At 63.0% G+C, this 12,647-nt stretch carries 11 protein-coding genes and 1 rRNA gene; 7 read left to right on the top strand and 5 right to left on the bottom strand.

Going from position 1 to position 12,647, the window contains the following annotated elements; all coding sequences use genetic code 11:
- The 3 genes from J7J55_01365 to J7J55_01375 all read right to left on the bottom strand — a co-directional run.
- A 23S ribosomal RNA gene (locus tag J7J55_01365) occupies positions 1–1,234 on the bottom strand; the annotation flags it as partial.
- A 124-nt stretch (positions 1,235–1,358) separates the two neighbouring features.
- Positions 1,359–2,231, bottom strand: a complete 873-nt coding sequence (locus J7J55_01370) for a carbohydrate kinase family protein (protein MCD6141356.1) — start codon at positions 2,229–2,231, stop codon at positions 1,359–1,361.
- Complete coding sequence (locus J7J55_01375; GenBank protein MCD6141357.1) at positions 2,228–3,004, bottom strand: BtpA/SgcQ family protein; 777 nt, start codon at positions 3,002–3,004, stop codon at positions 2,228–2,230. Before J7J55_01375 ends, J7J55_01370 begins: the two co-directional genes overlap by 4 nt.
- A 105-nt stretch (positions 3,005–3,109) precedes the next feature.
- Here J7J55_01375 and nikR point away from each other — a divergent pair, with 105 nt between their 5' ends.
- The 7 genes from nikR to J7J55_01410 all read left to right on the top strand — a co-directional run bounded on the left by nikR (position 3,110) and on the right by J7J55_01410 (position 10,657).
- Entirely contained in the window at positions 3,110–3,526 is a 417-nt protein-coding gene (nikR, locus tag J7J55_01380; GenBank protein MCD6141358.1) for a nickel-responsive transcriptional regulator NikR, read from the top strand.
- 11 nt (positions 3,527–3,537) lie between these two features.
- Entirely contained in the window at positions 3,538–4,350 is an 813-nt protein-coding gene (locus J7J55_01385; protein ID MCD6141359.1) for a zinc ABC transporter substrate-binding protein, read from the top strand.
- Positions 4,351–4,352: 2 nt separating this feature from the next.
- Complete coding sequence (locus J7J55_01390; GenBank protein ID MCD6141360.1) at positions 4,353–4,787, top strand: formylmethanofuran dehydrogenase subunit E family protein; 435 nt, start codon at positions 4,353–4,355, stop codon at positions 4,785–4,787.
- The gene (locus J7J55_01395; protein MCD6141361.1) at positions 4,769–5,458 is read left to right on the top strand and encodes an ATP-binding cassette domain-containing protein; all 690 of its coding nucleotides are present in this window, start codon (positions 4,769–4,771) and stop codon (positions 5,456–5,458) included. Before J7J55_01390 ends, J7J55_01395 begins: the two co-directional genes overlap by 19 nt.
- A complete protein-coding gene (locus tag J7J55_01400; protein ID MCD6141362.1) occupies positions 5,458–6,288 on the top strand; it encodes a metal ABC transporter permease in 831 nt (276 codons plus the stop codon). The genes J7J55_01395 and J7J55_01400 overlap by 1 nt, the downstream gene beginning before the upstream one ends.
- A gap of 111 nt (positions 6,289–6,399) precedes the next feature.
- Positions 6,400–6,972 (top strand): hypothetical protein, encoded by a 573-nt coding sequence (locus J7J55_01405; GenBank protein ID MCD6141363.1) that lies wholly within the window; start codon positions 6,400–6,402, stop codon positions 6,970–6,972.
- Positions 6,973–7,039: 67 nt separating this feature from the next.
- Complete coding sequence (locus J7J55_01410; GenBank protein MCD6141364.1) at positions 7,040–10,657, top strand: hypothetical protein; 3,618 nt, start codon at positions 7,040–7,042, stop codon at positions 10,655–10,657.
- A 75-nt stretch (positions 10,658–10,732) separates the two neighbouring features.
- Here J7J55_01410 and J7J55_01415 read toward each other — a convergent pair whose 3' ends face one another.
- Both J7J55_01415 and J7J55_01420 read right to left on the bottom strand, forming a co-directional pair.
- A complete protein-coding gene (locus J7J55_01415; GenBank protein ID MCD6141365.1) occupies positions 10,733–12,184 on the bottom strand; it encodes a proline--tRNA ligase in 1,452 nt (483 codons plus the stop codon).
- A 61-nt stretch (positions 12,185–12,245) separates the two neighbouring features.
- Positions 12,246–12,647 (bottom strand): selenocysteine protein (locus J7J55_01420; GenBank protein ID MCD6141366.1); only part of this gene is annotated, 402 nt, incomplete at its 5' end.

The following is a 12,647-nucleotide window of genomic DNA, read 5'->3' on the forward strand; positions in this document are numbered from 1 at the left end:
CGCTAGACTGGTGAGCTATTACGCACTCTTTAAAGGATGGCTGCTTCTAAGCCAACCTCCCAGCTGTTTCGGCAACAACACATCCTTTCCCACTTAGCCTGGATTTCGGGACCTTAGCTGGCGGTCTTGGGTTGTTTCCCTCTCGAGCGCGGACGTTATAGCCCGCGTTCTCACTCCCGTGAAACGAACAGTCGGTATTCGGAGTTTGACTAGGGTCGGGAGTTTCCCCCCTTCCCCGACCAGTGCTCTACCCCCGACTGTCTATAACACGAGGCTAGCCCTAAAGCTATTTCGGGGAGAGCCAGATATCCCCAGGTTCGATTGGTTTTTCGCCCCTAACCACAGGTCATCCCCTAGCTTTTCAACGCTAGTGGGTTCGGGCCTCCATATACGATCAAGTATACTTCACCCTGCCCATGGCTAGATCACCTGGCTTCGGGTCTACGGCATGTGACTGATCGCCCTATTCAGACTCGCTTTCGCTGCGGCTTCGCCTCACTCGGCTTAACCTAACGCCACATACCGTAACTCGCCGGCTCATACTGCAAAAGGCATGCGGTCACACCAGATCGGTTGCTCCCGAAGGAGCGGTTAAAATGGTGCTCCCACTGTCTGTAGGCAGATGGTTTCAAGTTCTATTTCACTCCCCTCCCGGGGTGCTTTTCACCTTTCCCTCACGGTACTAGTTCGCTATCGGTCAGCTGGGAATATTTAGCCTTGGAAGGTGGTCCTCCCAGATTCACGCCGGATTTCTCGTGTCCGACGCTACTCAAGTCGGGACCCAGGGTAGCTCAGCCTTTCGCCTACGGGACTATCACCCTCTTCGGTCGTCCTTTCCAGAGACTTTGCAGACCGTTCGGCTAGACCTTGCTTTTAACCCTGCCCACCTCTGCATCGATGGGACGGTCCCAACTTACAACCCCGAAGAAGCAACGGATGCAGCCTTACACTCCTTCGGTTTGGGCTCTTCCCGTTTCGCTCGCCACTACTCAGGGAATCTCGATTGATTTCTTTTCCTCCGGTTACTGAGATGTTTCACTTCACCGGGTTCGCCGGACGCGCCTACTTTGGTTTCAGCGCGCCCTGCCATGGCTTCACCATGGCGGGTACTCCCATTCGGAAATCCCCGGATCAAAGCCTGCTTAGCGGCTCCCCGAGGCTTATCGCAGCTAGCCACGTCCTTCATCGCTTCCAGCTGCCAAGGTGTCCACCATCTGCCCTTACTGCGCTTGTATGGCACACACTCTATTCACTTATCAATGACCGATTTACTACGCAGCGCCGCTGCGCAAAAATCAATTCTACCACCTGCTTTGTTCACTGTCAAGAATCGCGGGTGGGCTTGTTGCAGGGGGATATTATACTGAGGAAATCCGGCTCTGCAAGAGCGAACGCGAAACGGCTGTTCCACGGCGGTTCGCCCTCCCGAGGTCGTGCTCGCCCAGATAACTGACCACGAACCCGGCGGCGAACGCATCGCCCGCTCCGGTTGTATCGACGTCTTCGATTGGGTTTCCTTTCACGCGGTCACGCGATCCTTCGGCCCAGGCCAAGCTCCCGTCCGGTCCCAGGGTGAGCACCCCCACCGGGAACCGGGCGGCGAGCGCCGTGACGATCTCATCAGGAACGACAGCCCCGGTGATCACCCGTCCTTCGGATAGGTTGAGAAATAGCCAATCGATCGATCCCACGGCGGCGAGGAATTTCCGCACCCCAAACTGGGCGATCAAGTTCGCCGGCGGGGCAGTCAAGGAAATGCTCATTCCCTGCTCATTGGCGATAGAAATCGCTTTACAGGCGGCTTGTGCCTGAGACCGCGAGAGCAGCGCGTATCCAGACAGATGAAGGTGAGCAGCGCCCTCGAACCAGGCGGGATCGATGAACGACCCGTCGAGTCCGTCGTTTGCCCCGCGCGAGCAGAGCATCGTCCGCTCCGCTCCGTCGACGAGGGAGATGATCGTTCCGGTGGGGAGGGCGACCCGCTTTAAGTGAGATTCGATCCCATCCCTCTCGAGGATGGACAGCATGGCATCCCCGATCGGGTCATTCCCGATACACCCGATCAGGGCCACCTCCGCCCCGTCTCGGGCGGCAGCACGGGCAAAGTTGACCGCCGCACCGCCGAAGGAGTTTGTGATCGCAGTGCGGACCTCGCCTCCCCGCGGGATCGCCCCAGGGAGAAGGACGGATACGTCGAGGTTGACGTCGCCGAGGACGACGATCCGGGTCATCTCAATCCAGCGATCGCCTCGGCGAGGGCCTGGACTCGGGCCGGATCGATCGGGGCGTCGAGGCGTCCATCCTCCTTCAACGAGGTTCCGACGATGAACCCGTCCGCGTCGCGGTAGGTGGAGAGGTTGTCGATCCGCACTCCACTCCCGATCAAAACCGGAAGATCGGTCACCTGCTTCACCGCCTGCAGCTTCTCCGGCGGGGTGCGCTTACCGGTCCCGATCCCGGTGATGATCAAGCCGTCTGGGCCATTACGCGCCGCATCGAGAGCCGCCTCCTCGATGGTGGTTAGGTGGGCGGCATGCTTGACATGCACATCGGCGAGGATCTTCACGTCGACTCCAAGGCGGGCTCGCGCTGCGATCAAGGTGCGCGCCTCTCCCTCGATCACCCCCTGGTCGGTGAACGCCACTCCGCAGAAGACGTTCACCCGGATGAACCGTGCCCCGGTGGCCGCGGCGATCGCCAGGGCAGCAAGCCCGTCGTTGCGCAGCACGTTCACCCCGATCGGGATCTGCGCCTCCTCTACCAGTTTCTGCACTACCACCGTCATCGCGGCAATCGTCTCCTTGGGAGCGTGCTTGGAAAATGGAGTATCCCCCATGTTCTCCACGATCGCTCCATCCGCCCCTCCTGCCGTCAGTGCGCGCAGGTCACGGCGGGCGGCGGCGAGGATCGAGTCTATTCCCTCCCCCCGATAACGGGGTGCCCCGGGAAGCGGTGGGAGGTGGATCATCCCGATGAGTGGTTTTTCACATCCAAATGGTTCCATACTATAACTATACCTGCGCGCCCCTTCCTCAAGCAACCCTTGCACCGGGGAGGAGGAGAGGTTAAAGTCTCCTCGTATTACAAATAGCGCAGGAGTGTTACTGGAGTGGGGAAGCTCGTTCGATTCAGCGTTTCCATCGAGGAGGAGCTGCTCGCCGCGTTCGACCGTCTGATCCGAACGCGCGGGTATACCAACCGCTCAGAGGCGGTGCGGGACGCGATTCGGGGGCAGCTCGTGCATCGCGAGTGGGAGGAGGGGGAAGAGGTCGCCGGGGTAATCACGCTCCTCTACGACCACCACCGTCCCGGGATCGGGGAGGCACTCACCGAGCTGCAGCACCACGCCCTGCCGCAGGTGATCGCGAGCACGCACATCCACCTCGATGAGACAAACTGCCTCGAGTTCATCGCGGTAAAAGGGGAGGCGAAATCGATCTCCCGCCTCGCCGACCGGTTGATCAGTCTGAAGGGAGTCAAGCACGGCGAGCTCACCGCCACCTCCACCGGGAAGAAGATCGTATGAAAGGAGCAGGTATGAAGAAGTTATTGCTGGGAATCATGCTGGCAGCGGCATTCGGCCTCGGGGGAGCGGCCGCCGTCCCTACGGTCGTTGCCACCCACGCTGTGTTCGGGGAGTTCGCGCAAGCGGTCGGAGGGGATTTGATCAACGTTGTTACCATCATTCCGTCCGGTTTCTGCCCGGCCCATTACGACCTGCGCCCGAGCGACGTGCGCGCGGTCGCCGACGCTTCCCTCCTCATCTACTCCGGGTTCGAACCGTGGATGGACACCTTGCGTTCCGCCCTCGGCAGCTCGGCCAAGGTCGTACAGCTCAAGGGGGATTGGAATACCCCGGACGGGGCGGCTGAAAAGGTCGACGCGATCGCGGCCGCGTTGAGCGAGCTCCTTCCCGATGCACAGGACGCACTCGCGGCGAACGCCGCGGCGTACAAGGCCCGCCTCGCGCAGATCGCCACGGAGCTAAAGAAGCGGGCAGACGAGCTCGGGACGGCCTCGATTCCGGTGATATGCATGCAGTGGCAGGTCCCATTTGTATCCTGGCTCGGATTTGACATCGTCGCCACCTATGGGGTTCCGGAAGGCCTGTCCATGCAGGACCTGGTCCGTCTCGCCCGGGTGGGGAAAGAGAACAGAGTGCGGCTTGTGATCGACAACCTGCAAAGCGGGATCGACTTCGGGGCGAAGCTCGCCCAGGAGGTCGGAGCAGTCCACGTCGTCCTGTCCAACTTTCCCGGGGCGATGCCGCACACCGCGACCGTCCTCGACCTGTTCGTCCGGAACGCCGACAGCCTGTTCTCGGCGATCGCTCCCATCCCAGGTGAATGACGATGGAGACGCTCACGATCGATCCGAAGACCGTCGACCTGGAGGAATTGATCGAAATAGGGACGAGGCTCCACGGCCACCTCGGTCCGTTCCTCGTCGCCGGGATCAGGATGGGGCTCCTCGCGCTCAAGCTCCTGGAAAGCCCGGGTTACTTCGGGATCAAGGCCGTATCCGAGACCGGGAACAAGACACCGCTTTCCTGCTTGACGGATGGGGTGCAGATCGGGTCAGGGTGTACGACTGGGAAGGGGAACCTGGAGGTGATCCCCGCCGGAGCGGCGCGGGTGCGATTCGAGACGGAGGACGGAAGAGCGGTGACGATCGCCCTTCGCCCCGAGATCCGCGCTGAATTCGAGTCCGGCGACCTCCATCAGGAGAGCGAGCGAGCCAAGGGGATGCCGGTTGAGGAGCTGTTCACTTGGAAGATAGAGCGGTAGAGCTGATCGATGTCACCGCGGTGTACGAGGGGGAGCGGATCCCGGCCCTGCACGGGATCACCCTTGCCGTCCCTTCCGGGAGACTCATCGGGATAGTAGGCCCGAACGGGGCGGGGAAGACGACCCTCCTCGAGGTGATAAACGGGCTCCTCCCTGTCACCGCCGGGGAGGTGCGCGTCCTCGGAGAGCCGGTCTCCCCCCGCAGCCATCGCCTCCGGCGGAGGATCGCTTACCTCCCACAGGATCTGTTCTTCTCTCCCTCCACCCCGTTTCTGGTCCGCGACGTGGTGCTGATGGGGCGGTTTGGACAGATTGGGCCGGGGCGGTTCCCCCGCCGTGTCGATCACCATGCCGTCTCCACCGCGCTGGCCGCGGTCGGGATGGAGAAGCTCGCCCATCGTCCGATCGGGCGGCTGTCCGGCGGGCAACAGCGCAAGGTACTGCTCGCCCGGGTCATCGCCCGTGCTCCTGAATTACTCCTCCTCGACGAGCCGCTCACCAACCTCGATCCCGCTTCCAAGGATGAGCTTTCCGGGCTCGTGCTCGGGATCCACCGCGAGCTTGCGCTCACCACCCTGTTCGTCAGCCATGAGCCTGGCCCGCTCCTCGAGTCCGCTGATCGGATCGTGACGATCGAGGCAGGGCGGCTCCTCGATCCTGTGCCGGCTTGATGTTCGGGATACCGCTTCACATCGTCCTTCCCACCCTGATCGGGAGCCTCATCGCCGGCGGGATCTGCAGCGTCATGGGGATCTTCGTGGTGCGGATGAACCTGTCTTCGCTCGGGTTCGCCATGTCCCACGCCGCGTTTGCCGGTGCGGCGCTCGGGATCGCGGTTTCCGGGTTAGATCCCCTGTTGATGGCGATCCTGTTCGCGGTGGCGATGGCCGCGGTCCTCGGCCCCCTGTCCGAGCTGTCACGCCTCAACCCGGACACGATCATCGGGGCGATCTTCCCGTTGATGATGGCCCTCGGGCTGATCTTCCTCAGCCTCGCCCCGAGCGCCGGGATCGGAAGCGGAGCGTTGTCCCTCCTGTGGGGGAGCGTCCTCGGGATAACGATGTCCGACGTGATCAAGCTCGGGATCCTCGCGGTCGTCTTGCTCTTCGTTCTCGGGGTGTTCTGGAAGGAGTTCCTCGCCGTCCTCCTCGACCGTAAGCTCGCCGCCGCATCCGGGATCCCGGTGCGGGTCTACTACTACACGATCCTGTTTCTAACCGCGCTTGTGGTCGCGTTCTCGCTCAGGATCACCGGCGGACTCCTGATCTACACCTTGATGATCCTTCCCGCCTCTGCTGCCTACCAACTCCTATACGACATCAAGAAGGTGTTCCTCGCCGCGCCTCTGATCGGCGCCTTGTCATCCCTCCTCGGGTTTATCCTCTCCCTCGCTGCCGACCTTCCGATCGGCTCGTCAATCGCGGTCGCCGCCGCCGGGATCTTCCTCCTTGCGGTCGTCCTCTCCCCAAAACGGCGGGTAGCGAAGGGAACACAGGCATAGAACGCCTGTTTGCAATCCTGGTCTTCTTTTCCGAACGCAATGATTTCTGACTTTGACACCGTTCTCCGTTTTTGGTGTATATTGGTCAGTACATACAGGAGGTGATGTAGGATGAAACATCGGTGGGCATGGGTGAGCATTGCGCTGGTAGTGATGGTCCTTGTGGCGACGATGGCCGCAACAGCGACCACCTATTCCAACTGGAGCGGGAAGTACAGGGTCGGGGAAACGGTCCTGTTCAAGGTAGACACAGAGCAATTCTGGTGGTGGGGCTGTTGTTGCTGCTGTTGTAACCAGCAGCCTGCTTGCCCTGCGGTGCAGATATCCGGTTGGCACGTAGCCGATTCTACCGGGAAGACGGTCTATCAGGTCGTGTTCGACACCCCGGTCGACGCATCCGGTTGGCAGGGGAGCTGGGGGCAGGTCGATTCATCCAACGCCGCTGTCCCTGCCGGTTACTACACCCTGTACGTGGACACCACGGTCGGGACCCTGTCGCGACACATTCAGATCTACGACCCGTGTAACTGCTGTTGGTCGTGGTCCTGGAACTGCAATACCTGTACAGAAGTAGCGAGCATAACAAATTGCGGCTGTCGGACGAGCCTCGTCCTGTTGAAGGAAGTAGCCACCAATAACTGCTGCGTCCCGCTTTTCTGGTGGCCGTGTTGCCCCAACCACTGACGGAGGTGATCAGCGGTAGAAATCGGTTAATCGACTAATTCGTCCGCGTGTTAATAAGGAGGTTTCAGTGAAACATCGATTGAAAGTGTTACTTGTGTTGATCGGGGTTGTTCTCCTCGGGGTCTCCGGAGTGTTCGCCCAGGATCAGCCCCAGGAGCCGACCCCGATCCTTCCCCAGATCGTAGCGTTCGCCCAATCGGCTGCCCAAGCAGCGGCGCAGGCGGCAGCGAACGCCCAGGCATCGGCCCAAGCAGCAGCCGAGCTCCTCGCTGAGGTGCAGGGGACGGACAACGAGTGTTCCCTGTGTTCCGACTCGTGTGATGCAATAGACTCAGCAGTCGCGGCGGCACAGGCATCGGCGCAGGCGGCAGCGAACGCCCAGGCGACCGCCCAAGCAGCGATCTCCCAGATCTCCCAGGCGGCGGCAAACGCCCAGGCGGCGGCTGATGCCTCGGCACAGGCGTGTGCTAGCGCGGCGGCTCAGGTACAGGCGATCGTCGCAAAGATCTCCCAGGCGGCGGCCGAGGCGAAGGCAGCGGCTGATGCCTGGGCGCAGGCATGTGCCACTGCTCAGGCGAACGCAGCGACGATGACATCAGCCGTATCCAAGGCGGTGGCCGATGCCCAGGCTCAGGCGGAGGCCTCGGCCCAGGCATGCGCTAGCGCGGCGGCCAAGGTGCAGACTTACATCCAAGATATCGTCCGGGTGATCGCTCAGGCGGATGCGACTGCCCAAGCGCAGGTGGAAGCGGCAGCGTCGGCGTACGCGAACGCCAAGGCGTCGGTCGAGGCGGTCGCCAACGCGGTCGCCCAAGCGCAGGCGAGCGCTCAGGCCTGTGCTAGAGCGGACGCCAGTGCCCAAGCGCAAGCCCAGGCGACAGCGAGCTCCGTCTCGAAGGCGCAGAAACTCGTCAAGGACGTCTCCCAGACTGTGCAAACCCCAGTCCTATGTGGAAGCGTAGTGACGGAGATCTCGGGGACGGTGAGCGCGGCCGCGTCGGCGGTGGCACAGGCGGAATCAGCGGCCAAGGCAGCGGCTCAGGCGGTCGCGCAAGCGCGAGCGTCGGCGGAAGCGCGAGCAGCGGCAGCAGCAGCGGCCTACTCCAAGGCGGAAGCCCAGGCGAACGCCGCGGCGACGGCCTACGCGCGCGCCGAGGCGACAGCGAAGGCGATAGCCAAGGCGAAGGCAGAGGCGGAAGCAGCGGCATACGCGGCGGCACAAGCGATTGCTCAGTCCAAAGCGTCGGCCGAGGCGTACGCAGAAGCGGCGGCCAAGGCCGTTGCGGACGCCAAGGCGGCGGCAGCAGCGGCAGCGTCGGCGACCGCTCAGGCGTACGCCAACGCAAAGGCATCGGCGCAGGCGGCGGCAAGCGCGGTAGCCAAAGCCCAAGCCGCAGCCCAGGCGGCGGCATCCTCGATCGCCCAGGCATCGGCGACCGCTCAGGCACAGGCCAAGGCAGCGGCTGACGCGGTAGCACAGGCCAAAGCCCAAGCACAGGCCACAGCATCGGCAGTGGCTAAAGCATCGGCGACCGCTCAGGCACAGGCCAAGGCAGCGGCTGACGCACAGGCGGAGTGCCAATCGACCACTTCATCGATGGCACACGCCGTGGCAACGGCGGTAGCCAGTGCCCAGGCGCAGGCACAGGCGGCGGCAAACGCAGCGGCGCAGGCACAGGCAGCAGCGCAGGCAGCAGCACAGGCAGCGGCACAGGCACAGGCGAAAGCCAAGTCAGCGGCGAGTTCTACTTCTTCGGGAAGCGCGAGCTCATCCGCTCAGGCATATGCGGCGGCTGAGGCGATGAACTCGGCCGAGGTCCTCGCGCAGGTGAAGACTGCGATCAGCGCTGCCGCGCAAGCGCAAGCGGCGGCACAAGCGGCGGCAAGCGCCTATGCGCAGGCACAGGCGGCGATCCAGGACGGGATGAGCTCATTAGCTCAGGCCCAGGCGGAAGCTGAAGCAGCGGCGCAGGCAGCGGCAAGTGCGGCCGCGCAGGCCCAGGTTGCCGTCACCGCCGGGGTTCAGGCCGCAGCCCAGGCAGAAGCGAAGGCAGAAGCGGCGGCGCAGGCAGCAGCCCAGGCAGCGGCGCAGGCACAGGCGGCGGTAACCGTCGGCGTCCAGGCCGCGGCTGAAGCCCAGGCCGAAGCGTACGCAGCGGCGCAGGCAGCAGCTCAGGCGGCGGCGCAGGCGCAAGCGGCGGTGATCGTCGGAGTGAAAGCGGTCGCTGACGCAGAGGCAAAGGCAGCGGCAGCGGCGTTTGCGGCGGCAGCGGCCCAAGCGAGCGCAGAGGCATCGGTATCCGTGGGAGTGAAGGCCGCAGCTGAGGCCGAGGCGAAGGCCTATGCAGCAGCTCAGGCAGTCGCCCAGGCGTTCGCAGAGGTGCAAGCGTCGGCAAGCGCCATCGCCGAGGCAGAAGCGCGGGCGGCGGCAGCGGCGAGCGCGGCGGCGGAGGCTTATGCACAGGCCCAGGTAGCGGTCCAGGCAGCGGCGTATGCGGCGGCAAGCGCCGATACATCGGTGTCGGTTATGTCCGACATCCACTCGTCGACCCGCACCTTGATCGACAAGGACTGCCTCGCTGACATGTGCCGCGAGTATACCCCTCCCACGACTCCGACTACGCCGACAACCCCGACACAGCCCACTGGTTGTCCGGAACCTCAGTCGATGACCTGGGAGTTCGGGGAGTTTCAGGGTGGGATGTTCCTCACCTCGACCAAATCCTTGCCTTACGAGATCTCATCCACTCTCGATGAGCTTAACATCGTAGGAGCATTCCAGGAGTCGAGCGAGCTTCCCGATGGGGTCAGCTTCTCGCTCAACCTCGACAACAGGAGTGGAACCCTGCGCGGATCGTTCCCAGGGAATCCGGCGACATACCGCATCTTCTACCGCATGATCGACGCCAATAAGTGCGCTGCTGCTACTCTGATCGTAGTGATCAGCGTCGGCGGTGGAGGACAAACTACTACCCCGACCACCCCGACGACACCAGAGTTATCAGTGGTAGTCACGAACGTCGCGGTGGAACAGCTGTGCGGTGACAACTACTCGCACGCGGTCACCGTCTACTACGAGACGCACGGCGGGACTCCCCCGGTATCGATCCAGGGGATCCAGTGGACGCTGCCAGATGGTTCCTCTCGGGTAACCACTGGAATCTCGATGACGAGCGGTTGGGTGCGTATGCCGGTCGAATACCCAAGCGGCGGCCAGGTGAGCGTGAAGGTGATAGCGCGTGACGGAGCCGGGCACACCGCGTCCGACACCGGTGGCGCCTATCTCCAGCCGTGTGAAGCGGTAGGAACCCCGCCGGTGGAGCAGCCCTGCGTGCACGTGAGCGCGGTCCTCTCCGGTGGGATCCCCACCACGACGGCGTACATGAGGCCGCAAGTGACGGAGATCCCGGTCGAGATGGTGGTGAACGGAAAGCTCAAGTACATCACCCCCTACGACCTGTGTGGAGAGCCTGGGACCCGATTCTTCATCCAGGCGCCGCGCGACTTCTGGACGCAGCAGGAGGCCCACCTCTATTTCGTCGGCTGGGAGCGCTACGATCAGGAGCAACAGAAGTGGGTGCCTCTGTCGGACAACCCGAAGATCACCCAAAACCCGAACATCGCTGTCAACTTGAAGAACGGCGGTTCGCTCCGCGCCGTGTACCAGCAGCGCGGACAGGGCTGATCGACCAAGCAAATCCGAACGGGGGACGGCGCTGTTGCTGTCCCCCGTTATCTTTCTCCAACGATCGATCGTTGGTCAGTACGCGCGGGCGAAGTAGGCGTAGCCCTGGGCCGGCCTCCCGCACACAGCGCAGCGGAGCCCGCTGGGATTCCACTCCTCGTTCAGCTCGAGCGGGAAACAACGCGATGTTGCCTTTGTTTCCTCTTTGATCCTTGCCTCACACTCGGCCGAGCCGCAGTGGGGGACGAGGGCCCAGCCGCTTTTTACGATCTCCTTGAGCTCGTCGTAGTCCTTCGCCTCGTGCAGATTGGCATCCCGGAACTCCCGTGCCTGGGTGAGAAGGCTCATCTGGACCTCGTCGAGGAGTCGCGCCACCACTGCAGCGAGGCCTTCCTGCCCGACCGACGTCTTGCCGTCCCTGCCCGGCACGTCGCGGCGGGCGATGACGACCGTCCCCCCTGCGACGTCGCGCGGCCCGATCTCCATTCGGAGCGGGACCCCGCGCATCTCCCAATCGTTGAACTTGAACCCGGGGGTGATCCCGACACGGTCGTCGACATGCACCCGGATCCCGGCGGCAACGAGCTCGTTCCTGATCCGGGACACCGCCTCCAAGACAGCGCTTTTCTCCTCTTCCTGCTTCCAGATCGGAACGATCACCACCTGGATTGGGGCGAGGCGGGGAGGGAGGCGCAATCCCTTGTCGTCCCCGTGGGCCATTATGATCCCCCCGATCATCCGGGTGGAGACCCCCCATGAGGTCGTCCATGCGTACCTGAGCTCGTTCGATTCGTCGAGGAACTTGATGTCGAACGCCTGGGAAAAGTTCTGGCCGAGGAAGTGGGATGTGCCGGACTGCAGTGCCCATTTGTTGCGCATCATCGCCTCGATCGTGTACGACGCCTCCGCACCGGCGAACTTCTCCTGATCGCTCTTCTGCCCTTTGATCACCGGGATTGCCGCCTCGTTCTCCGCAAAGTCAGCGTAGATCTCGAGCATTCGCATCGTCTCGGCCCGCGCCTCTTCTGCGGTGGCGTGAGCGGTGTGCCCTTCCTGCCACAGGAACTCGAGGGTGCGCAAGAACAGACGGGGCCGCAGCTCCCAGCGGACGACGTTCGCCCACTGGTTGATGAGGAGCGGAAGGTCACGGTAGGAACTGATCCACTGGGAGAAGGCGTGTCCGATCACCGTCTCCGAGGTGGGGCGGACGACGAGCGGCTCCTCCAGCTCCTTTCCCCCGCCGTGGGTTACAACGGCGAGCTCAGGGGCGAACCCCTCCACGTGCTCCGCCTCGCGCTTTATGAAGCTCATCGGGATCAGGAGCGGGAAGTACGCGTTCTTGTGCCCGGTCGCCTTAAACCTCCGGTCGAGCCCGGCCCGGATGTTCTCCCACAGCTCGTAGCCGTATGGTTTGATGATCATGCATCCCCGCACCGGCGCGTAGTCGGCCAGGTCGGCCATGCGGACGACGTCGGTGTACCAGCGGGAGAAGTCCTCGCTCTGGGGGGTCACTCCTTGTGCTCCCATCGTGATCTCTCCTTTGCTTGTCGTTTTCCAGAGTTTAACCGCTAGCAACGCGGGATGAAACCTAGACCCCAAAGAGGTAGAGGATTCCGCCGACGGCGAGACCGAACCCGAGGTTGAACGCCTTCACCCGCAGGGAGTCGCGCACCGATACCGCAAAGAGGGGGAGCATCCCGTGCCCGTCCTGGACGAACGAGCTCACGAACAGGACCGAAAACGGGATCAACCCAGCCGCGTACATCATCACGAAGATCATGTGCGGCCCTGATTCGGGGATGATTCCCAAAAGCCCAGCGAACAGGAAGACGAGCCAGATATGCCCCTGGATGAACGCCCGCACCGTCTCCTGCGGCGGAAGGAAGGAAAGGACCAGAAGTGCCCCGAACGTCCACAGGAACACGCGCAGGGTGTGCTTCCGCAGGATATGGCCGATGATGTGAACGCGCAGGTAGTGCTCCGTGCTCGC

The sequence above is a fragment of the Candidatus Bipolaricaulota bacterium genome (assembly GCA_021159055.1).
Lineage (GTDB): Bacteria > Bipolaricaulota > Bipolaricaulia > UBA7950 > UBA9294 > S016-54.